Origin of the sequence: Natrarchaeobaculum aegyptiacum (assembly GCF_002156705.1) — an archaeon.
Lineage (GTDB): Archaea > Halobacteriota > Halobacteria > Halobacteriales > Natrialbaceae > Natrarchaeobaculum > Natrarchaeobaculum aegyptiacum.
On record NZ_CP019893.1, the window covers coordinates 954,794 to 975,196 of the forward strand.

The window sequence follows — 20,403 nt, forward strand, 5'->3', positions numbered from 1 at the left end:
CCACGGGACGGTTCACGGCCGCGCCAGCAACGACGGTGTTCCGTCTACTCGTGGGCGATCGACTCGCGGGGATCGGGTCGGGTGGTCACTTCGAACCGCGCGCCACCGTCGGCGCTTTCTGTGACGTCGACGGTCCAGCCGTGGGCCCCGGCGATCTCCCTGACGATCGCCAGACCGAACCCGGTACCGTCGCCCGTCGTCGAGACGCCCCGGTCGAACACGTCGGAGCGGCGCTCCGGAGGGATACCCGGACCGTCGTCCGCGACGTAAAATCCGGACCGGTTCGCGAGCGGACCGACCCGGATCGTCACGTCCTCGCCACCGTGGACCAGCGCGTTCGAGAGGAGGTTCTCGAACAACTGTCGCAGTCGCGACTCGTCGGCCTCGAGGCGATCGTCTTCGAAGGCGACCTCGATGGTTGCGTCGTCACCGGGTATCGTCTCACGGACCGATTCGACCAGGGAAGTGAGTGCGATCGATCGGGTCTGTTCTATCTGCTGGCCATTTCGGGCGAGCGTCAGCAGGTCCGTGATGAGGGCGTTCATCCGGACGTGAGCCGCCTCGAGACGATCGAAGTCGTCCGGAGAGTGGCTCTCTCGAGCGAGTTCGAGCGCAGCCTGTGCGACCGTAAGCGGGTTGCGAAGGTCGTGGCTCACCACGGCGGTGAAGGCCTCGAGTCGGTCGTTGGTGCGCTGGAGAGCCCGTTCGCGTTCCGTGCGTTCGGTGACGTCCTGGAAAGCGCCACGGGCACCGACCAGTTTGCCGACGTCGTCGTACCACGGCGTCCCGAGCGTTCGAACCCATCGAACCTCGTCGTCGGCCGTGACGATCCGAAGTTCCACGTCGTACCCCTCGCCAGTCGCTTTCAGTCGTTCGAAGGCAGCAGTGACCGTCGCCCGGTCTTCAGGATGGTAGAAATCGACCCCGTCTTGGACCGTCGGCTCGAACGTCAACGGCACGCCGTGGATGCGATAGACCTCCTCGGTCCACCGCATCGTCCCGGTCCGGAAGTCGACTTCCCAGCCACCGATCGCCGCGACTCGCTGGATCTGCCCGAGAAATTCCCGCTTTTGCTCGAGTTCCTCGGCCCGTCGTTTGTGCTCCGTAATGTTTCGCCCCTCGGCGACGAGCGAGACGACGTTGCCGTCATCGTCCGCAATCGGCCGAAGTGAGAAGTCGATGACGACAGTTCCACTCGACCCGCGAACGGTTTCGTCGTAGCGGACGAACTCGCCGTCACTGGCGGTCTCGATCGCGGCTTTCAGGGTCTGCTGGGCAGTCCCGCTGTCTCGCCACCAGCCGGTTTCCCAGACTGGATTGCCCACGACGTCCTCGCGGTCGAACCCGCCGAACTCGAGTGCGGAGTCGTTCGCTTCGAGCAACGTCCCGTCCAGGTCGACGAGCCCTGTAAACTGGTAGGTCTGATTGAAGATGGCGTCGTACTGGCGTTCGCGCGCCTTTCGTTCGGTGACGTTGCGCGTCGCACCGACGATCTTCTCGACCGTTCCATCGACGATGACCGGAGTGATTCGGGTCTCCCACCAGGAATCTTCCTCGGGAACCGAAATCGCCTCCTCGTACTGGAGTGGCTCACGCCGGACGACGCACTCGCGATAGTTCTCGAGGATGGTCCGGCCCTGCTCGTCGCCGAAAACGTCCGCAATCTCCTCGCCGGCAAGTTCCTCGTTCGTCAACCCGGTGTGGGCCTCGTAGACGGGGTTGACCCGTTCGAGCCGGAAGGTTTCCCCGGCGTCGTCGACGTCGACGAGAAACAGGGCATCCTGTGTGTTCTCGAACACCGTCTCCGCGAGGTTATCGTCCACCGCTCGAGGCTCGCGAGGGGGTATCTCGCGGGCGATCATCGACAGGCCGCCTTCGTCGGCGTAGATCGTTACCTCGACCCGGTCGGCAGACGCCGGACACCGGAGAGTGACCGACCGGGACTCGTGGGTTTCCATCGCAAGGCGACAGTGTGACTCGAGGGCCGTCCCACGGATCGTCGGCACCGCCTTCCAGAGTACCTCGCCGTCCGCAGGCCGGGTGCCAGTCAGGGCTGCCATCCGGTCGTTCCAGTTGGTGATTCGCCACGTCGCATCCACGGCACAGTAGCCGTCCGAGATGCGCTCGATCAATCGGTCGGACTCGAGTCGATGGTCAGTCATACGTCGTGAACGAACGGGCGAGACGGGAGCGGGAACTGTTGGTGCCTCGATCGGAGGAAGCGTCTGTCGGCCGGGCTCTCGACGGGATCAGTTTCGCGTCGTTGCCGCACGAATTCGGTCGACGAGCACGTCGAACTGGTCCGGGTCCGGCGCTTTCTTCACGTAGTCGGTGACTCCGGTTGCGATCGCCTCGCTTGCGACTCGCTCGCTCCCCTTGGCGGTAAAAACGATAAACGGGACGGCGGAATCGCGCTCGCGGACGGCTTTCAGAAAATCGAGGCCACTCAAGGCCGGCATCTGATAATCGCTGACGATGCAGTCGAACGACTCCTCCTCGAGCGTCGACACCGCCTCGAGCGTGCTCGTCGCGATCGTGACGGTGATGTCGTCGTTCTCTCGTTCGATGTAGCCGCCGATCGTTTCGGGAAGCCCCGGCTCGTCGTCGACGAGCAACACTGCGAGCTGGTCACTGCCGTCGGATCGGTCGTCCGGGTCGTGTGTGCGCTCGGAGCGGAGCTGCTGGCGGACGGCGAGGTCGAGCCACTCGCCGACCTCACCAGGGGGATCCGCCGATTCGACGACCTCCGCGGCTCGGTCGTGGGTAAGGAGTCCCCGCTCTTCGAGTAATGGGAGATGACGGTGGTACAGTTCCGTGCGCATCCGCGTTCGATCCTCGGCGTCCCACTCTTCCACACTGGTCACGGCGAGCACGTCGACCAGTTCCTCGAGCGTCGCAGCCTGGTGCTGGCGGAGGTGAAAGAGAACGGTGCGTCGACTCGAGTGGGTAAAGACGGAGAAGAGTTCGTCGTTCGTCAGCGTCGCCCTGCCGTCCGAGTCGGTAATATCGCCGTTCATGAGCGGTAGGGAGTACCACACAAACATAAGTATTATTTAATTTTTTACCAGATTACATTTGACTGGAAGATCGGGGGGGAGAGATACTCTCACGGGCCGACGCCACGAGCCGAGACGATCGGCCACGGTGGGACTCCGTGGGAGCCGATGACCGCGTCCGAGCACCGTCGACGGGACCGGTGGTCACGGGAACTGCGGCTGCATCCTCGAGCGGTCGAAACGGAGCCGACGCGGGACACGACCTTTTTGAGCGGGCGGCCGGTAGCTCGACGCATGCGAAACGCGAAGATCGTCTGTACGCTGGGGCCGGCCTCGAGCGACCGGCGGACGATCGCCGAACTCGCGGCGGCGGGGATGTCGGTCGCGCGGCTGAACGCGAGCCACGGCACCGTCGAGGACCGCGCCGAGTTGATCGAACGCGTGCGGGCGGTCGACGACGCTCGCGACGAACCCGTCGCGGTCATGCTCGACGTCGCAGGGCCAGAGGTCCGGACCGCACCGCTGCCCGGAGGCGAGACCGTCGCCCTCGAGACGGGATCGACCGTCCGGTTCGTCGAGGGCGAGACGGCCTCCGAAGAGACGGTCGGGCTCTCGGTCCCGCTCGAGGGGGTCTCGCCGGGCGATCGCATCCTGCTCGACGACGGGTTGATCGAGACGACGGTCACCGACCGGGACGGCGAGGCAGTCGTGGCGCGAGTCGACGCCGGGGGTGATCTCGCCGGTCGGAAGGGGGTCAACGTCCCGGGGGTCGACCTCGAACTCGAGAGCGTCACCGAGGCCGACCGGGCGGAACTCGAGCTCGCCGCCGAGCGCGAGGTCGACTTCGTCGCCGCGAGTTTCGTCCGGGACGCCGAGGCGGTCTACGACGTCAGCGAGGTGCTCGAGGAATTCGGCGCTGAGATCCCCATTATCGCGAAGATCGAACGTGCAGGCGCCGTCGAGAACCTCGAGGAGATCGTCGAGGCCGCAGACGGGATCATGGTCGCCCGCGGGGACCTGGGCGTCGAGTGTCCGATGGAGGAGGTGCCGATGATCCAGAAACGGATCGTCCACGAGGCCCGGGATGCGGGCATCCCGGTCATCACGGCCACGGAGATGCTCGACTCGATGGTCGAAGCGCGTCGGCCGACGCGCGCGGAGGCCTCCGACGTGGCCAACGCCGTCCTCGACGGAACCGACGCCGTGATGCTCTCGGCGGAGACCGCCGTCGGCGACCACCCCGTCACCGTCGTCGAGGCGATGGACAGCATCGTCCGCACGGTCGAGGCCTCCGCGGAGTACGCCGAACAGCTCGAGCAACGGGTCCCGCCCACCGGCGAAGCCCGGACGGACGCCCTCGCCCGATCGGCGCGGTACCTCGCCCGCGACGTCGACGCCGACGCCATCGTCGCCGCGACCGAATCGGGCTACACGGCACTGAAAACTGCCAAGTACCGCCCCGGCGTCCCCGTCGTCGCCTCGACGCCGAACCCGGCGGTTCGCCGGCGACTTGCCCTCTCGTGGGGCGTGACCCCGCTTTTCGCCGAGGTCTCCGAACAGGGTGCCGACGCGGTCGTCGAACGCGCCGTCCAGTCGGCCCTCGACGCGGGTGTCGCCGACAGCGGCGACACCGTCGTCGTCCTCTGTGGCATGATGACCGACCTCGAGGGAGCGAACACGACGAACATGCTCAAGGTCCACGTCGCCGCGGAGGCGCTCGCGACCGGCCGCGTCGTCGTCGAGGGTCGGGCCACGGGACCGGTCGCCCACCTCGAGGACGGGGGCGGGGACCTCTCGAGACTTCCGGACGGCGCTGTCGTCGTCCTCCCCGCCGACTTCGACGGCGAGTTCGACGGCGACCCCGCTCGACTGGGGGCCATCGTCTCGGCCGACCGGGGTATGACTGGCTATCCGGCGCTCGTCGCCCGCGAGGTCGGCCTGCCGATGATCGGCGGCGCGGAACTGGCGGACGTCGCCGACGGAACGACCGTGACGGTCGACGCCGAACGCGGCGTGGTCTACGGCGGCGTCGTCGAAGCCGACGACAGGCCAGAGGGCCGCGACGAACAGCAGTGACCGGTCTCGCGATCGATCACGAACCGTCGGCTGGCGACCGCGGTCAGCGCTGGCGAGCAGCGAGCCACGCGTCGCGATAGCTGGCCGCCGACTGCTGACCGCGGGTTTTTCCTCGTCGGCCTCCTACGCCCGCCCATGGCAGACGAGTCGCCCGGTTTCGACCGCGACGACGAGGACCGCGACCGCGACCCCGGGCGAACCGACGGTACCGATCCGGCCGACGACGCCGCCGATCGTGACGACCCAACCACCGGGTGGACCCCCTCGAGACGCCCCGTCTCCTCGGAACGCGACGGCGACGGGTGGACGAGCGAGCCCGACGTTGGGACGGACGAACACCGCGACTCCCGCCCCGATCACACGCGATTCGACGACGCCGACCGGATTCGAATCGACCTCTCGAGTGACGACAGCGTCGGAGGCGGAGGTGAATCCAGTCACGACGACGATCCGCGCGCCCCGGAACCCAGTTCGACGCCGATCGAAGCCGGCGACCCCTCCCTCGAGAACGTCCTGTTCGTTATCCTCGGCGCGGTCGCGATGATCCTCGTGATCGTTCGGTTCGTTTCGCTCCCGCTGTGAGACGGTTCAGGTTCCGGATGGGAGCCGTGACCGTGATCGACGGACCATCGGACGGGTGAACGAGTAAGTGGTTTTATCGTCACACAGCAAGGAACGGCTATCGTGACAACGCTGGTCGTCTGTCTGGATCGGACCGACGACGTCGGCCGCAAGACCGGCCTCCGAACGCCTATCGTGGGCTGGGAGGCCGTCCGCGCGCTCGTGACCGACGTCGGCCTCGCCGATCCGGAGGACTCGGGAGTCAACAGCCTCCTCGAGGCGTTGCGGGTCGCCCAGGACCTCCGCGACGAGGACGAGGAGGCCGTCGTGGCGGTCGTCTCCGGAGACCGCGAGTCGATGGTCTCGGCCGACCGGGCGGTCTCCCGCCAGCTCGACGACCTGATCGCGGAGTACGACCCCGACTCGGCCGTGGTCGTCATCGACAGCGCCGAAGACGAGCGCCTGGTGCCGATCGTCGAGAGCCGCGTCCGTGTCGACTCCGTCGACCGCGTGGTCGTCAGACAGGCCAGAGACATCGAATCGACCTACTACCTCCTGAAGCAGTTCCTCGCCGACGAGGAACTTCGCCAGACCGTCCTCGTCCCGCTCGGGCTGACGCTGCTCGTCTTTCCCTTCCTGGCGATGCGTTTTGGAACGGCACAGGGAGCCGCCGCAATCACCAGCGTCATCGGCCTCTTCCTGCTCTACAAGGGCTTCAGCATCGACGACGTGATGACCGGCCTCGCCCACCAGGCCCGCGAGGCCCTGTACTCCGGGCAGGTGTCGGTCGTCACCTACGTCGTCGCCGCCGGGCTCACACTGGTCGGACTGTTCGCAGGCGCCCTCGGCGTCTCGAGCCTCGAGGACGCCCCCGGAATCGTCGTCCCTGCGACGCAGTTCGCCTTCGACGCCGTCCCCTGGCTCGCGACGGCGGCAGTCACCGCCAGCGCGGGCCGCCTGCTCGACGAGGCCATCGGCGAACAGCCCATCCGGAGTTCGTACCTCAACCTGCCGTTTCTCCTGCTCGCGATCGGCCTCGTCGTCCGGGGCTTTTCGACGTACTTCCTCGAACAGCAGGGCGTGATCGAGCCGATCGTCGTCCCGGTGATCGAGACGAACGTCGTCACCGTCGAGAGTTTCGTCGTCACGGCCGGCGAACGACTGGTGATCTACGTCGTCTCCGCGATCGTGGTCAGCCTCCTCGGCGCCAGAGTCGCCGCCTCGCTCTCGACGCCCGGTCAGGAGGTCGACCTCGAGCGCTCGAGCGGCGGTGACAGCACCACCAGTGGGAGCGAGGGCACCGTGGACCCAGAACCAGAACCAGAACCAGAACCAGAACCAGAACCAGAATCCGACCTCGACCCGAACGTCGACACCGGGGCTGGCGTCACCGATGGCGGTGCCAAATCGACCGACGCGAGTTCGGGCTCGAGTCCAGACGCGAGCGATGAGGGAGATGCCACCCCGGATGACCAGTCGGCGGCAGCCGACGAGTCCGGGGAGTGACTCGACTGGCGCTGTCGAAGAGTCCAACGACGGACCATCGGCGCGACTCGTCACGCCTATACGTTTCACCGCCCAGCTACGACCATGAGCGACGCTGACGGTGCGTGGATCAGCCTCTTCTCCGGCGGCAAGGACTCCGCGTGGGCCCTCTACCGGGCGCTCGAGGAGGGCCTCGACGTTCGCCGCCTCGTCACCGTCCACCCCAGCGCGGATTCGTATATGTACCACGTCCCGGCGACCGACCTCGCCGGACTCGCCGCCGAGAGCATCGGGATCGACCTCGTCGACGTCGACCCCGACGACTTCGCGGCCACCACGGCCACCGACTCGAGCGCCCAGGGCGACGACGAACTCGAACCGCTCGAGGCCGCACTCGAAGACCTCGACGAAGAACTCGACGCCGGTATCGCGGGCGTCACCGCCGGGGCCGTCGAGAGCGAGTACCAGACCAGCCGCATCCAGGCGATGTGCGACCGCCTCGAGTGTGAGCTGTTCGCCCCGCTCTGGCAGGAAGACCCCCGGGAACTCGCCGACGCGATGCTCGAGGCTGGCTTCGAGATCGTGATCGTTCAGGTCGCCGCCTACGGCCTCGACGAATCCTGGCTCGGCCGGACGCTCGATCGCGAGGCGATCGTCGAACTCGAGGCGCTCAACGACGAGTACGGCGTCCACATCCTCGGCGAGGGCGGCGAGTTCGAAACGCTGGTCGTGGACGGCCCGCACATGGACCGGCGGATCGAACTCGAGTACGACCGCGAGTGGGACGGGACGCGCGGCCGAATTCTGGTCACCGACGCCTGGCTCGAGTAGGGCACCGGCGGCTACCCAGAAGCTGGCCTCGTTCGGACGCCCCGCGAATCTCGAGCCCGGTCTCGTCCGTGGGCTCGACCAGCGGCACGAAACGCGTTATCCACCGGTCGTGTCGATCGAACCGAACCCCGTCGCTGGTCGAGCCGCGGAAACTGTCACGACCAGACCTGCGCCCGCGGCGTTCCGCAACCGCTACAGACGATCGCCCGGTTTCCCTTGTAGGTAGCCCGCTCGAGCGTCCCATCACAGTGCGGGCAGGATCGACCCTCGAGTCGCTCGAGTACTCGTCCGTGATCTGCGTCGTCAGCCGATGGCTGTGCGCGTGCCATGTGGCGACTCGAGCCTCGATGGCGCGAAACCGTTGGCCCTGAGAGTGCCGGTACTGATCAGAGAATAGGAAGGCCACGGCTGCTCGCTCGGGCGACAGTTGTTCCAGATCCGCGTCCGCGAGGTCGAAATCGTGGGTGCTATCCCACCTCCTGACGTCGTGTGGGTATGCGCCAGTTCGTACTCCTCGGCCACGAGGTCCCCACCGACGCCGACTTCTCGCTCGACGACCTCGCGGGCGGGGCCGGCCGCCTCGACGCTCTCTGCCGATCGATCACCGCCTCGTTCGTCACCTCCCACGGCATCCGCGAGGACGTCCGCACCCATCTCGTCGTCCAGGACGAACTCACGATCACCTTCGACGGTAGCGAACTCCGGCGACTCAACCCCGACGAGCGCAGTACGGCGGCGCTCGTGCGCACGGCCCTCGAGCACCGCGAGGAAGCCATCGGCTCGCTCCCCGCCGAACCCAGCCCCGGCGTCGAACTCTACCGACGCGGCCTCGAGCCCACGCTCGGGGAGATCGCCGACGACGGAACCGTGGTGCAGTTACACGAAGACGGCGACGCCGTGGCCGACGTCGATCCCGATGCGGTCGCGGACCCGATCTTCGTCCTCTCGGATCACCGGGATTTCACGGACGTAGAGGAGGAGTTGCTCGAGTCGGTCGTCGACCGACGGCTTCGACTCGGACCCGAGCTGTTGCACGCCGACCAGGCGATCACCGTGGCTCACCACTTCCTCGACACCGCGGGCTACGAGCGATTTTAGGACTGGGTGGCGAGGGCTCGAGACCCGCCGCCGTCGCCGTGTTGGCCCCCTTTCGGAAGCGTTAAACGATCGGACGCCCACCTTCCGGATGCGGGCCGGTGGGGTAGCTTGGTATCCTTCGGCCTTCGGGTGGCCGTAACCGCAGTTCGAATCTGCGCCGGCCCACTTTTCCCGCACTGCAACACCACGAGCGCAGCGAGTGGGCTGCGGTGCGGGAAAATGGATCCAAGCAGATTCGAAGCAGTGAGGAGCTTCGCTCCGACCGTGGTTCGACATCTGCGCTGACCCACAGTTCTGCACTTCACACGAGGAACGAAGCGACGAGGCTACGCTGTGGGGAACGAACTCCACACAGGTTCGGACAGGGAAGTTGCAGTGCCCGAGCAAGGCGAGAGTGGCCGACGTCCCGTGTTCGTGATCTACGCCGACCTACTGGAATACCTCCCTTTCGTACTTCCCGACACGTGGCGGTCGCTGTTCGAGGAGAGCTGCGCGAGTGCTACGCTGCGGTTCGGTGCCGAAAACTCGAGCTGTCGCCACAGGGCTGCCCACAGACGATCACCGTGGCCGCGAACGCCCGCACGTGCTGTGGCGGCCCGACGGAACGGGCGGTGCAGACCGACGGCGAACGGTCCTCGAGCCCGACGGACCACGTACTGAGCGGCAAAAAGAGAGCAGGAGTCAGCCCGGTTACAGTGTCAGTGACCATTCGTGGCCACAATCGGCACACTCGAAGTCAACCAGTACCTCCCCGCCAGACGCGTATTTTGCGACTTGCTCCCCCAGCCCTCGGTCACACGATGGACAGCGAGCAGACACCATCTCCGCAGAGTGTGCGGAGTGAGCCCTGTTAGTCGGTGTGGTCCACCTCTCGAAACCGCGCTATCGGGCTTTCGAGGGGGTCCACACGATGACTGGGTGTGTCGGTTCGCCGGGGCCGTCGAGGTAGAGTACGTGGTCCACGTCGGCAACGCGTCACTGCGGTTCAGCCAGCGCTCGAGCACCGCGGTCTCGAGCGGTGCTTCTCGAGGAAATTGACGAACGAGTTCACCGGAGGTATACCCGTGCTGGGCCGGAGTACGAGCACGAGGCGGGGCAGACGTGCACTCGGTCCAGATCACGCGGAGGTGGGCTGAAACGCGCTGTCGACGGGTGTTTGTTTTACCAACGGCAAAAAGACCCTGAATTCAATACACTCGCTCCGAAAGGGGCGATAATGACTGACGTTATTGCTGAACCGAGTGTTCGATTACTGGATACGGATCACTCAGATATCCGCTTTCAGGAAGCGCTGGCTGATCTCTTCGCGGAGGACGGGACGATCTACATCGTGAGCGGGTACTTCACGTATCAGGGATACCTGGCGATACGCGACGACATCGTCTCGTTTCTCGAGCGGTCTCGGGACAACGAGCTGATCACGGTCGTCAGTCCTGCCTCCGACCAGTTCTCGCCCCGGATCGCCCACGATCTCTGGTCGCTCGACGAGCACGATCAGGTCCAGATATACAAACAACCCAGAGGACTCCACGCGAAGCTCTACATCCGTGAGGGCCCGAACCCGACGTGTCTCATCGGCTCCGCAAACATCACTCAGGTTGCGTTCAGGTACAATATCGAAATTAACGTCGAGATCACGCGTGAGTCGATCGATCATCCGGATCTACAGCCGTTCCACGAGTGGATACTGGAACTGGTCGAAACGTCCGATCCGCTTCGACGACGGGATCTCCTCCCGCCGTATCAGGTCGGTGGGTCCGTCGCGAACTGGTCGAACAAGGCTCGATACCTCCCCAAACGGAACGTCGCACTCCGGGCGATCCCCGTGTTACTGCTGCTCGTCTTCTTTTCAGGGATGTTCTCGCTACTGCTCAGTCTCATCTGAGGGTGGAGAACGTCTCTTCGGTGGACGATCCGCACGGACTCGAGCGCACTGTTTTCGTCACGTCATCGCCCCTTCGATATCCCATCGTGCCTCTGTCACGCCATCGTCTCTTCGTCACTCCACCAGAACGGGCGAGAACCCCCGATCGACCAGCCACACTGGACGGTGAGCGAGTTGGCACTCGAGCGCACGGACTCTTTGGACCCATCGCTCGTTCAGGTACTCTCAGGATGGACAGAGTGCCTTCGAACCGGTACGTATCGCCACCGGACTCCCCGCTTCTCCGTCGGACATTTCTGGTGCTGTGGGCTATCGACGTGGTCACTGCGGTGCTGTTGATTCTGGTGCCCTACGCGAGTGAACTGAACCCTGTCACCGTGTTTTTCTACGTGGAGTTCGGCATTCCCGGCGTCGTGTTCGTCGGCTGTGTGTACGCCGCCATCGTCGTCGTCATCGGGAACGTCCTCCCCCACCCATCGGACCTGGCATTCGTCGCGGTAATCGTCGCGTTGTACCTCTTTTTCGTGTTCAACAACCTCCTCGTCCTCCTGTTCGACCAGTCGATATGGACCCTCGGCGCTGTTGGACTCTCGAGTGGCTGTCGGAGAGCTCCCCCGCAGTCACGCTCGTGAGCGATGTGAACTGACGACGTCCGAAACTCACTATACGGATACGGGGTAGTCGCTGCTCCAGAATCGGGTGGAGGCCCTCGCGAGCGCCTGTGGGATGTCAGTTCTCCCGCTCGAGGACGACGGCGTCCCAGGGCCCGACGGCCGAGGGCGATAGGTGAGAGTCGACTCTCGAGTGTGAACGTGCCGGCTGGGGTCTTTTGTGGATTCGGGATCTGTCCCTGATATGGCGACGAGAGCGGGCCTCGAATGTCCTGTCTGCCACGAGGAAATCGGACGAGGTGAGCAACTCGAGGCACACCTGTACAACGATCACTCGAAGCGAGCGCTGGCGGGATTCGTGGCGACCGAAGCGGTGGCCATGGAAGAAGACGACATCTCCGAGTGAACGAGACTCGAGTCGGCCGCCGCGTCCACACGTTCTCGTCGGTTCGACGCACTCGAAGTCCCGGTCGGGAGCGGGACGGCTGAGAAATCGTCGGTACCGACTCGAGGGCAAATCGCGATGTCAATCCCGGAAACCTAGTAATCGAGTCGCTGCTGTTCTTCGACCTCGAGTCGGAGACACCCGACGACGAGCGAGTCGGGCAATTCGGGGGCGTGCTCGTGGAGCGTGTCGAACACCACCCCGATCTGGTCGAAGTTGGGTCCACGAGAGGCCTCGAGTGGGTCGGTCTCCCACTCGACGAACCCACCGTCGGAGAGCAGCGGCAGGTGCTCGTGATACAGTTCCTGTCGGAGGGTCTGTGGGTCCTGTGGGACGTCCGGATTGATCGCGCTTTCTGGCAGCGAAACGGACGTTCCGGGCGGGGCGTCGAGCAAGGAGACGACGAGCTGCCGTCGTGGTTCGGCGGCGGCAGCGCGGAACACGGTATTCCATCGCTCGGTACTCGCGGTTGAACCCCCGGGCGAGTCCTTATTCATGCCCCATCACCCACTTCCCACGCGATTGTCGGTAAAATAAGTTACTGCCACCTGACCGGACTACCCGGTCGGTGACCCCGGGCGGGCGAACGCCGGGGCGACGATCACCGGATCGAGCGTCCCGAACTCGAGGGCCACGACGTCGATTTGGAAGACCGGTTTCGGCCCACCCGGGTACGGCTTCTGCGATGGGGTGTCTGGACGGCTCGAGAGGCGGTGGTGGAGACGAGTGCCAGCGTCAGCCCTGGCTTCGTTCTTCGTCGATCCCGCTGAACACCCGCCAGACCCCGAGAAGGACGACGAAGAAGAGGGCACCGATCCCGATTCGCAGGCCGACCTCTTCGAACCCGGTGGCCTCCGCGTGGACGATGCCGGCTGCCCACCCGCCGACGACCACCGCGAAGCCCGTCGCCACGATGAGCATGATCAGGAGCCGATCTGTGGGGACGTCCATACCCTCCCGTCGGCCTCGAACGGGGGTAAGGTGCCAGCCTGATACAGCCAGTGGTCGAGCGCGTCGGGCCGTTCGAACCCCGGTCGACGTACTGCGTCCTGGAGCGGGTCGAGCGTGCTCACTCGAGGACGCCGGGAAACCGGGCTACTGGTCGGTCGCATCGACGACTTCGTCGACCTGGATCCGGACGAGGACGCGTTCGGTCTCGATCGGTATCGCGTACTCCTCGCCCGTGTATCGCCTCGCGAGGTCGTCGATGTGCTCGCGAGCGCCGTCGGTCGTCACCTCGTCGACCGTGCCGATGACCGAGACCCGACGGTAGGGATTGTCGGGATCGGTCATACTGACGCCGACAGAGGGGTTCGCCCGGACGTTGCGCTCCTTTCGGCGACCGCGTTCGGTGTTGACCAGAAGTCGGTCGTCTTTCGGGTCGTAGCCGACCCAGACCGGCGTTACGTGGGGGTCCCCGTCTCCGGTGAGTGTCGCGACGTGAGCGATCGTCGGCTTCTCGAACAGGTCCTGAAACTCGTCTGGAATCGACACCATGGGAGCAGTGACGTGTGCGGAGGCATTCGTCGTTGTGCCTACACTCGGAGGCACCGCGTCGGAAGATCCAGCGGTGCCATCGTGGAGACCACCCTCGAGACGTGGGTTTCAGCGGGTCGCACCGACGTACCGAACGACGCCGCCGACGAGGACGAGACAGAAGACGATCATCACGCCCTGTGTGACTGGTGCGACGACCGAATCGACCGCGTCGCCGGTGGCGAGTGCGACGATATCGGGAACGGCTCGCAGCGAGCCGAGCACGCCGAGGGCTGCGAAGAGCCCGATTCCGTACACCGCGAGCCGTTCTCGGTTTTCGGTTCGTCCAATCGTGCCGAGAATCGCGATGATGGCACCGAAGATGGTCGGGATGAGCGCCGTCGCGCTCGCGAACTCCGAGAGGACGTACGCAGCGATACCGACGACAGCGAGGATAGCACCGACAACGATCCCGAGGGTCGCCGTCTGTTCGCCTGGATCTGACATACCTCGATAGTGAACCGCCACAGGTATTGCTCTTATCGTCCAGGTGTCGAAACCGGCGGGTGGGTGTCGGGTCGGTTCGCCATTCTCTGGATCCACGGCGACACGGACAGTCGACTCGAGCGAGGGGTGGCACCCTGACGGACCCCAGGAGTGGAGCACAGCCGTGTCACGAGTCCGCACGCGCGGTCCAAGGCCTTAACCGCACTCGGTGAGTATCGAGCAGTATGCAGCACGTGAAGATTCCGCAGGACCGCATCGGCGTTCTCATCGGCGAGGGTGGCGAGACGATGCGCGAAATCGAGGCGGAAGCCGAGGTGCGACTCGACATCGACTCCGAGAACGGTTCGGTGGCGGTCGACGCAGTCGGCGATCCCGTCCGCGGGCTGAAAGGCCCCGATATCGTTCGCGCGATCGGTCGCGGATTTCCACCCGAAGCAGCACTCCGACTTCTCGAGGACGAGATGATGGTCTTCGACCTCGTGGACATCGACGCCGCCGCCCGGAACACGAACGATATGAAGCGCAAGAAAGGCCGGTTGATCGGCGAAGGTGGCCGCACCCGGGAACTCATGGAGGAGTTGACCGGCGCGGACGTCGTGATCTACGGATCTACCCTCGGGATCATCGGCGCGCCCGAACAGGTCGAAGCGGTCCGCAGAGCCGCAGAAATGCTTCTGGACGGCGCACCGCACGGGGCCGTCTACTCGTTCCTCGAGGAGCGTCACAACGAGATGAAACATCAGGGACTCCAGTATCACCGGTTCCCCGGCGGGCAGTCCGGCGGACAGTCCTGATCCCACGTGATTCCGTGCCGTAGGTCCCGTCGTTGTTCTGTTTTTCCCCAGCACGCGTGCGTCCGGTAATCGTTCACGCGTCGAGACTCCTCGAGACCGCCACGGAGAAACCATATAAATAGCAGTTATCGGAAGGCTCGAGAACCGCCTTACTGCAGGCACGTAGTTACTCCCGAGTTGACCGTTACCGAAATTTTTATATAGAATAGCAATCAACGTCTCTCTTGACTATGGCACAACAGATGGGCAACCAGCCCCTCATCGTTCTCTCGGACGAAAGCCAGAGAACCTCCGGTAAAGACGCTCAGTCGATGAACATTCAGGCCGGGAAGGCCGTTGCCGAATCTGTACGGACCACACTCGGTCCGAAAGGGATGGACAAGATGCTCGTCGACTCGACGGGCAACGTCGTCGTCACGAACGACGGCGTCACCCTCCTCTCGGAGATGGACATCGAGCACCCTGCCGCCGACATGATCGTCGAGGTCGCCGAGACCCAGGAAGACGAGGTCGGCGACGGTACGACCAGCGCGGTCGTCGTCAGCGGTGAGCTCCTCAGTCAGGCCGAAGAGCTGCTCGACCAGGACATCCACGCGACCACGCTCGCCCAGGGGTACCGACAGGCCGCAGAAGAGGCCATCGAGGCGCTGGAAGAGATCGCGATCGACGTCGACGCCGACGACGACGAGATCCTCCACAAGATCGCCGCCACGGCGATGACCGGCAAGGGCGCAGAGAGCGCCCGCGACCTCCTCGCAGAGCTCGTCGTCGACGCCGTCCAGTCCGTCGCCGACGAGGACGGCATCGACACCGACAACGTCAGCGTCGAGAAGGTCGTCGGCGGTTCGATCGAGAACTCCGAACTCGTCGAGGGCGTCATCGTCGACAAAGAGCGCGTCTCCGAGAACATGCCGTACTTCGCCGAGGACGCCTCGGTCGCGATCATCGACGGCGGCCTCGAGGTCAAAGAGACCGAGATCGACGCCGAGGTCAACGTCACCGATCCCGACCAGCTCCAGCAGTTCTTAGACCAGGAGGAAGCCCAGCTGCGCGAGATGGCCGAGACGCTCGCCGACGTCGGCGCGGATGTCGTCTTCGTCGACGGCGGTATCGACGACATGGCCCAGCACTACCTCGCACAGGAAGGCATCATCGCCGTCCGCCGCGTCAAGTCCAGCGACCAGACGCAGCTGGCTCGCGCGACCGGCGCCCGTCCCGTCTCCTCGGTCGACGACGTCACCGAGGACGACCTCGGCTTCGCCGGCAGCGTCGCCCAGAAGGAAATCGCCGGCGACCAGCGCATCTTCGTCGAGGACGTCGAGGACGCCAAGGCCGTCACCCTCATCCTGCGCGGTGGCACCGAGCACGTCATCGACGAGGTCGACCGCGCAATCGAGGACTCGCTGGGCGTCGTCAGAACGACCATCGAGGACGGCAAGGTGCTCGCCGGCGGCGGTGCACCCGAAGTCGAACTCTCGCTCGCGCTCCGTGACTACGCCGACTCCGTCGGCGGCCGCGAACAGCTCGCCGTCGAAGCCTTCGCCGACGCACTCGAGGTCATCCCGCGAACGCTCGCCGAGAACGCTGGTCTCGATCCCATCGACTCGCTGGTCGAACTCCGCGCCGCCCACGACGGCGGTGACACCGCGGCCGGTCTCGACGCCTACACCGGCGACGTGATCGAGATGGCCAACGAGGGCGTCTACGAGCCGCTGCGCATCAAGACGCAGGCGATCGAATCGGCCACCGAGGCCGCCGTCATGCTCCTGCGCATCGACGACGTCATCGCCGCTGGCGACCTCGCGGTCGCCGACGACGACGGTGACGACGAGATGCCGCCGGGCGGCGGTGGCATGGGCGGCGGCATGGGCGGTATGGGCGGCGGCATGGGCGGCATGATGTAAGCCGGCCAGGCCACCGTCACAACCGTCGAAACCGACCACACCGTCTCCGCTTCGTCGCACCGCACCCAACCCACGGCGTCGGCCCACACCCTGACGCCTATCTTCGACGAGCCGCGTTCGACGCACTGTCTCGCATTTTCACGCCTGCAGTAGTACTCAGCAGAGGGTCCAGCCTGTCACCCGTCGGCGGACGTGAAAGACGTTATCGCCCTCGAGCGTAGAGAGACAGGTATGACAGTCGATCACGGCGATCACGCCGACCGACGCGGCACCGACGACCACGGCCACGACGTCATCGATCCGCTCTACGTCGGGATCGTCACGGTCTCGAGTTCGCGCGCAGGCGAAGACGACCCGGACGATCCGGGCGGTGACACGATCCAGGAGTGTTTCGAGGCCGGGGGCCACGAGGTTCGCGAGCGGGTGCTCGTCCGCGACGATTACGCGTCGATCCGGACGGCCGTTCGGGGGCTGGTTGCTCGCCGCGACGTCGACGTCGTCGTCACGACCGGCGGGACGGGCGTCACGGCGGACGACGTCTCGCCCGAGGCGACGTCGTCGCTGTTCGAACGCGAGTTACCGGGCTTCGGCGAACGCTTTCGCGCGCTCTCGTGGGAGGAGATCGGCACGCGGGCGATCGCCTCTCGCGCGACCGCGGGCATCGCCGTCGACACGCCGGTGTTTTGCATCCCGGGAAGCACGGGTGCCTGTCGGACCGCCTGTGAACAGTTGATCGTCCCCGAAGCGCCCCATCTCGCCGGGTTAGCGACGAGTCACCGCGCGGACGTCACCGAGGGGACGATCACCGAGTACGGCGAGGAGTAACACGCCCTCGGCGCGGCCGATACCGTTGAGTGGGTGGCCGGAACTACCGTCTCCAATGCCCGACTGTGACTACTGTGGTGCATCGTATTCCGACCAGGAGGCCTACCTCGAGCACATCGGCTCGGCTCACCCCAACGAACTCGGTCGGATCGACCGCCGACGCGCCGACGAGTACGGATCGCTCGAGACGGTCGACGAAACGCCAGCGCCGGTGATGGGCTACGTCTTCATCGCGCTGGTCCTGTTGTTCAGCGTCGCGATGGTCGCGTACATCGTCTTCGTCGGGTTCTGAGCAACGGCGGGATATCGCGGCCGGCTCTCGACCGTCGCAAGCCCGTTTCGAGGTCGGGGCCGGCTGCCCGGCCGATACCGCTTCACTTCCGCTCCGGTGGCGGCACTTTAAATACCAATGGGCGCGAATCCCGGTATGCCTCCCACTGAAAGCAAGGAGGAGGCGTGAGACAATGAGCGACGTACGACAGCACGCAGAAGACGTACACGAGCAGTTTTCGGACCACCTCGACGTTACAGTCGAGGACGTCGAGGAGCGCCTGCATACGCTCGTCGACGAGTACAAGGTGCCCATCGACGAGGCCAGGCGAAGCGTCACCAACCACTACCTGGACGAGGCGGGCCTGGAGCGCGAGGACATCTCACGGGGCGGCAGCGAGGAGGTCCGCATCGAAGACGTCGACGAGCCCGAGGAGTGGATCGACCTCACCGCCAAAGTGATCGAACTCTGGGAGCCCCGTAGCGATTCCGTCGCACAGGTCGGCCTGCTCGGGGACCCGACTGGGACGATCAAGTTCACCAAGTGGGCCAAATCGGAGTTGCCCGCGCTGGAGGAAGGCGGCGTCTACGACCTCCGGAACGTCGTCACCGACGAGTATCAGGGCCGGTACTCGGTCAAACTCAACTCGACGACTGTCATCGAAGAGCGCGACGAGGACATCGAAGTCGGCGACGACACGAGCGAGATCGAAGGCGCGTTGATCGACATGCAACGCGGCAGCGGTCTGATCAAGCGCTGTCCCAAAGAGGACTGCACGCGAGTCCTCCAGAACGGCCGCTGCAGCGAGCACGGCGAGGTCGAAGGCGAGTTCGACCTCCGGATCAAGGCCGTCGTCGACGACGGTATCGACGCCCACGAGGTCATCTTCGACAAGGAAGCCACCGAGGATCTGACGGGGCTCAGCCTCGAGGAGGCAAAGGAGATGGCGATGGACGCGCTGGACACGACGATCGTCGCCGACGAGATCGGCGCGAAGATCCTCGGCACCTACTACCGCATCGAGGGGCCGACATTCGGCCGGTACGTGCTGGCCGACGAGGTCGAGCAACTGGACGGGCCAGCCGATGCCGAGAACCTGCTGATCAAAGCGAGGTCGATGTGAGATGAGCCAGGCAGAACTCACCCGCGAAGTCGCCCGCCGCGTCTTCGCCTCCGAATTCAACGACTCGACATACACCTTCAAAGAGAGCGACGACGAGCGCGCGCCAAACTACGCGCTGCTCCCGACGGGCGACCGCGCGAACCGCGTGTTCATCGTCGGTACTCTCACCGAGACCGAAGACGTCGGCGAGGACAGCGAATACTGGCGCGGCCGGGTCGTCGACCCCACCGGGACGTTCTTCGTCTACGCCGGCCAGTACCAGCCCGAGGCCGCCGCCGTCCTCCGCGATACGGAGCCACCGGCGTACGTCTCTGTCGTCGGCAAACCCCGGACCTACGAACCCGAAGACGGCACGATCAACGTCTCCGTCCGACCGGAATCGATCGCCGTCGTCGACGCCGGGACCCGCGACCGCTGGGTCGTCGAGACCGCAGAACGCACCCTAGAGCGCATCGAGGCCTACGAGGAGTGGGAAGCCGAACAGGAGGCCCCCGAGAGCGGTTCGACGGCCCCCACGAACGAATACGCCCAGATGGCTCGCGACCGGTACGATTCACCCGTCGAGAACTACCGCCGAGCAGTCATCCAGGCGCTCGAGCGACTCGAGGAGGCAGAGGACGCACAGGCGACGCGATAAGCGACGCCGTTCGACACACCACACGATCCGCCTTTTTCCGCGCTCCGACGACCGGTGCGGAGCCGTCGGTTCGGCCAACCCGTCGTGCCGTTGGGCGTGCAGACGCTGCCAGCACAGTCGGTAGAAGCCTCGAGGTCGATCACTCGAGCGTGACCGACACACCCGCCGATGCCAAGGTCGACACCGACGCCGACGAGCGCGCCCGACTCGTCGGCACCAACCACGTCGCCCTCGAGGTCGGCACCATCGACGAAGCGCTCGCGTTCTACGAGTCGCTGTTCGCGTTCGACCTGCGCGGGCGTGGCGAGACCAAGGCGTTCGTCGACGTGGGCGACCAGTTTATCGCCCTCGCGGCGACCGACGACGCGGGCGAGACAGTCGACGGGGCGCGCCACTTCGGCCTCGTCGTCGACGAGACAGCGCACGTCGAGGACCGACTCGAGGAACTCGAGATCGAGACGCTCGACGTTCCCGGCCTCGAGTTCCGTGATCCGTGGGGAAATCGCGTCCAGATAGTCGAGTACGGCGAGATTCAATTCACGCAAGCCGACCACGTGCTCTCGGGGATGGGACTCGACCTCGAAAAGAGCGACGACGCGCTCGTGGAACTCACAGAGAAGGGGCTGGCACCCGAGTCAGATTGAAACGGTGAACCACCGTTCGTCAGGAAGACGTACCAACGAGGTCGTGATCGCCGGCTGCGTCCGTTTCGGTTCCGATATCGATCGGCTCGAGTTCGGCAAACGCCCCGAATCGCTGTGAGACGACGTCGGCCGACAGCGTTCCCGTTTCGTCGAGATGGTGGCGGTCCCCTCGTTCCATACCGCCGAACAGGTTCGCCGGCAACATACAGTTACCCGCCCGTAGCAATCGAGAGC

General features: G+C 65.2%; 23 protein-coding genes and 1 tRNA gene. 16 read left to right on the forward strand and 8 right to left on the reverse strand.

All coding sequences use genetic code 11. The annotated features are described in order from the left end of the window. Window positions 1-44: 44 nt before the first annotated feature. Window positions 45-2,162 (reverse strand): PAS domain-containing sensor histidine kinase, encoded by a 2,118-nt coding sequence (locus B1756_RS04790; protein ID WP_086887522.1) that lies wholly within the window; start codon window positions 2,160-2,162, stop codon window positions 45-47. An 87-nt stretch (window positions 2,163-2,249) separates the two neighbouring features. After that, window positions 2,250-3,017, reverse strand: coding sequence for a response regulator (locus B1756_RS04795; RefSeq protein WP_086887523.1), 768 nt, complete (start codon window positions 3,015-3,017; stop codon window positions 2,250-2,252). Between the two features lie 273 nt (window positions 3,018-3,290). On the opposite strand from B1756_RS04795, the gene pyk reads away from it, so the two are divergent. The 4 genes from pyk to B1756_RS04815 all read left to right on the forward strand — a co-directional run bounded on the left by pyk (window position 3,291) and on the right by B1756_RS04815 (window position 7,949). Beyond that, window positions 3,291-5,072, forward strand: a complete 1,782-nt coding sequence (gene pyk / locus B1756_RS04800) for a pyruvate kinase (RefSeq protein WP_086887524.1) — start codon at window positions 3,291-3,293, stop codon at window positions 5,070-5,072. A 135-nt stretch (window positions 5,073-5,207) separates the two neighbouring features. After that, window positions 5,208-5,654, forward strand: coding sequence for a DUF7312 domain-containing protein (locus B1756_RS04805; RefSeq protein WP_086887525.1), 447 nt, complete (start codon window positions 5,208-5,210; stop codon window positions 5,652-5,654). Window positions 5,655-5,756: 102 nt separating this feature from the next. After that, window positions 5,757-7,139 (forward strand): DUF373 family protein, encoded by a 1,383-nt coding sequence (locus B1756_RS04810; protein WP_086887526.1) that lies wholly within the window; start codon window positions 5,757-5,759, stop codon window positions 7,137-7,139. Between the two features lie 84 nt (window positions 7,140-7,223). After that, window positions 7,224-7,949, forward strand: coding sequence for a diphthine--ammonia ligase (locus tag B1756_RS04815; RefSeq protein WP_086887527.1), 726 nt, complete (start codon window positions 7,224-7,226; stop codon window positions 7,947-7,949). 155 nt (window positions 7,950-8,104) lie between these two features. Here the strand turns inward: B1756_RS04815 and B1756_RS19550 are convergent, their stop codons facing one another. Further along, window positions 8,105-8,278: an HVO_A0556 family zinc finger protein gene (locus tag B1756_RS19550; RefSeq protein WP_186336501.1), complete on the reverse strand. Its 174-nt coding sequence runs from the start codon at window positions 8,276-8,278 to the stop codon at window positions 8,105-8,107. A 166-nt stretch (window positions 8,279-8,444) separates the two neighbouring features. Between B1756_RS19550 and trmY the strand changes: the two genes are divergently transcribed. From trmY to B1756_RS19555, 5 genes are all read left to right on the forward strand, one after another. Further along, window positions 8,445-9,047 (forward strand): tRNA (pseudouridine(54)-N(1))-methyltransferase TrmY, encoded by a 603-nt coding sequence (trmY, locus tag B1756_RS04820; protein ID WP_086887528.1) that lies wholly within the window; start codon window positions 8,445-8,447, stop codon window positions 9,045-9,047. Window positions 9,048-9,139: 92 nt separating this feature from the next. Continuing rightward, window positions 9,140-9,212: transfer RNA gene (locus tag B1756_RS04825), tRNA-Pro, on the forward strand. 1,051 nt (window positions 9,213-10,263) lie between these two features. After that, window positions 10,264-10,932, forward strand: a complete 669-nt coding sequence (locus tag B1756_RS04830) for a phospholipase D family protein (protein WP_086887529.1) — start codon at window positions 10,264-10,266, stop codon at window positions 10,930-10,932. 299 nt (window positions 10,933-11,231) lie between these two features. Then, window positions 11,232-11,564, forward strand: coding sequence for a hypothetical protein (locus tag B1756_RS04835; RefSeq protein WP_323368203.1), 333 nt, complete (start codon window positions 11,232-11,234; stop codon window positions 11,562-11,564). A gap of 223 nt (window positions 11,565-11,787) precedes the next feature. Further along, window positions 11,788-11,949, forward strand: coding sequence for a hypothetical protein (locus tag B1756_RS19555; protein ID WP_186336502.1), 162 nt, complete (start codon window positions 11,788-11,790; stop codon window positions 11,947-11,949). A 134-nt stretch (window positions 11,950-12,083) separates the two neighbouring features. Here the strand turns inward: B1756_RS19555 and B1756_RS04840 are convergent, their stop codons facing one another. The 4 genes from B1756_RS04840 to B1756_RS04855 all read right to left on the reverse strand — a co-directional run bounded on the left by B1756_RS04840 (window position 12,084) and on the right by B1756_RS04855 (window position 13,971). Beyond that, window positions 12,084-12,485, reverse strand: a complete 402-nt coding sequence (locus B1756_RS04840; RefSeq protein ID WP_086887530.1) for a hypothetical protein — start codon at window positions 12,483-12,485, stop codon at window positions 12,084-12,086. 238 nt (window positions 12,486-12,723) lie between these two features. Then, window positions 12,724-12,939, reverse strand: a complete 216-nt coding sequence (locus tag B1756_RS04845) for a hypothetical protein (protein WP_086887531.1) — start codon at window positions 12,937-12,939, stop codon at window positions 12,724-12,726. A 144-nt stretch (window positions 12,940-13,083) separates the two neighbouring features. After that, window positions 13,084-13,485: a pyridoxamine 5'-phosphate oxidase family protein gene (locus B1756_RS04850; protein WP_086887532.1), complete on the reverse strand. Its 402-nt coding sequence runs from the start codon at window positions 13,483-13,485 to the stop codon at window positions 13,084-13,086. Window positions 13,486-13,593: 108 nt separating this feature from the next. Continuing rightward, window positions 13,594-13,971 (reverse strand): hypothetical protein, encoded by a 378-nt coding sequence (locus B1756_RS04855; RefSeq protein WP_086887533.1) that lies wholly within the window; start codon window positions 13,969-13,971, stop codon window positions 13,594-13,596. Between the two features lie 224 nt (window positions 13,972-14,195). On the opposite strand from B1756_RS04855, the gene B1756_RS04860 reads away from it, so the two are divergent. From B1756_RS04860 to B1756_RS04890, 7 genes are all read left to right on the forward strand, one after another. Continuing rightward, window positions 14,196-14,765 (forward strand): KH domain-containing protein, encoded by a 570-nt coding sequence (locus tag B1756_RS04860; protein ID WP_086887534.1) that lies wholly within the window; start codon window positions 14,196-14,198, stop codon window positions 14,763-14,765. Between the two features lie 242 nt (window positions 14,766-15,007). Continuing rightward, the gene (thsA, locus tag B1756_RS04865; RefSeq protein WP_086890046.1) at window positions 15,008-16,669 is read left to right on the forward strand and encodes a thermosome subunit alpha; all 1,662 of its coding nucleotides are present in this window, start codon (window positions 15,008-15,010) and stop codon (window positions 16,667-16,669) included. Window positions 16,670-16,900: 231 nt separating this feature from the next. After that, window positions 16,901-17,494, forward strand: a complete 594-nt coding sequence (locus tag B1756_RS04870) for a MogA/MoaB family molybdenum cofactor biosynthesis protein (RefSeq protein WP_086887535.1) — start codon at window positions 16,901-16,903, stop codon at window positions 17,492-17,494. A 55-nt stretch (window positions 17,495-17,549) separates the two neighbouring features. Beyond that, on the forward strand, window positions 17,550-17,786 hold the full coding sequence (locus B1756_RS04875; RefSeq protein WP_086887536.1) for a hypothetical protein: 237 nt from the start codon (window positions 17,550-17,552) through the stop codon (window positions 17,784-17,786). Between the two features lie 172 nt (window positions 17,787-17,958). Beyond that, entirely contained in the window at window positions 17,959-18,888 is a 930-nt protein-coding gene (locus tag B1756_RS04880; protein WP_086887537.1) for a replication factor A, read from the forward strand. Window position 18,889: 1 nt separating this feature from the next. Continuing rightward, on the forward strand, window positions 18,890-19,525 hold the full coding sequence (locus tag B1756_RS04885; RefSeq protein WP_086887538.1) for an RPA family protein: 636 nt from the start codon (window positions 18,890-18,892) through the stop codon (window positions 19,523-19,525). Window positions 19,526-19,674: 149 nt separating this feature from the next. Continuing rightward, a complete protein-coding gene (locus tag B1756_RS04890; RefSeq protein ID WP_086887539.1) occupies window positions 19,675-20,169 on the forward strand; it encodes a VOC family protein in 495 nt (164 codons plus the stop codon). Between the two features lie 19 nt (window positions 20,170-20,188). Here the strand turns inward: B1756_RS04890 and B1756_RS19350 are convergent, their stop codons facing one another. Next, window positions 20,189-20,347, reverse strand: coding sequence for a hypothetical protein (locus B1756_RS19350; protein WP_161493148.1), 159 nt, complete (start codon window positions 20,345-20,347; stop codon window positions 20,189-20,191). Between the last annotated feature and the right edge of the window lie 56 nt (window positions 20,348-20,403).

Coding starts and splice junctions, on each gene's coding strand:
- B1756_RS04790 (WP_086887522.1), bottom strand. CDS start 2,162: ATGACTGACCATCGACTCGAGTCCGACCGATTGATCGAGCGCATCTCG.
- B1756_RS04850 (WP_086887532.1), bottom strand. CDS start 13,485: ATGGTGTCGATTCCAGACGAGTTTCAGGACCTGTTCGAGAAGCCGACG.
- B1756_RS04830 (WP_086887529.1), top strand. CDS start 10,264: ATGACTGACGTTATTGCTGAACCGAGTGTTCGATTACTGGATACGGAT.
- B1756_RS19350 (WP_161493148.1), bottom strand. CDS start 20,347: ATGGAACGAGGGGACCGCCACCATCTCGACGAAACGGGAACGCTGTCG.
- B1756_RS04795 (WP_086887523.1), bottom strand. CDS start 3,017: ATGAACGGCGATATTACCGACTCGGACGGCAGGGCGACGCTGACGAAC.
- trmY (WP_086887528.1), top strand. CDS start 8,445: ATGCGCCAGTTCGTACTCCTCGGCCACGAGGTCCCCACCGACGCCGAC.
- B1756_RS04855 (WP_086887533.1), bottom strand. CDS start 13,971: ATGTCAGATCCAGGCGAACAGACGGCGACCCTCGGGATCGTTGTCGGT.
- B1756_RS04875 (WP_086887536.1), top strand. CDS start 17,550: ATGCCCGACTGTGACTACTGTGGTGCATCGTATTCCGACCAGGAGGCC.
- B1756_RS04860 (WP_086887534.1), top strand. CDS start 14,196: ATGCAGCACGTGAAGATTCCGCAGGACCGCATCGGCGTTCTCATCGGC.
- B1756_RS19550 (WP_186336501.1), bottom strand. CDS start 8,278: ATGGCACGCGCACAGCCATCGGCTGACGACGCAGATCACGGACGAGTA.
- pyk (WP_086887524.1), top strand. CDS start 3,291: ATGCGAAACGCGAAGATCGTCTGTACGCTGGGGCCGGCCTCGAGCGAC.
- B1756_RS19555 (WP_186336502.1), top strand. CDS start 11,788: ATGGCGACGAGAGCGGGCCTCGAATGTCCTGTCTGCCACGAGGAAATC.
- thsA (WP_086890046.1), top strand. CDS start 15,008: ATGGGCAACCAGCCCCTCATCGTTCTCTCGGACGAAAGCCAGAGAACC.
- B1756_RS04805 (WP_086887525.1), top strand. CDS start 5,208: ATGGCAGACGAGTCGCCCGGTTTCGACCGCGACGACGAGGACCGCGAC.
- B1756_RS04885 (WP_086887538.1), top strand. CDS start 18,890: ATGAGCCAGGCAGAACTCACCCGCGAAGTCGCCCGCCGCGTCTTCGCC.
- B1756_RS04880 (WP_086887537.1), top strand. CDS start 17,959: ATGAGCGACGTACGACAGCACGCAGAAGACGTACACGAGCAGTTTTCG.
- B1756_RS04870 (WP_086887535.1), top strand. CDS start 16,901: ATGACAGTCGATCACGGCGATCACGCCGACCGACGCGGCACCGACGAC.
- B1756_RS04845 (WP_086887531.1), bottom strand. CDS start 12,939: ATGGACGTCCCCACAGATCGGCTCCTGATCATGCTCATCGTGGCGACG.
- B1756_RS04840 (WP_086887530.1), bottom strand. CDS start 12,485: ATGAATAAGGACTCGCCCGGGGGTTCAACCGCGAGTACCGAGCGATGG.
- B1756_RS04815 (WP_086887527.1), top strand. CDS start 7,224: ATGAGCGACGCTGACGGTGCGTGGATCAGCCTCTTCTCCGGCGGCAAG.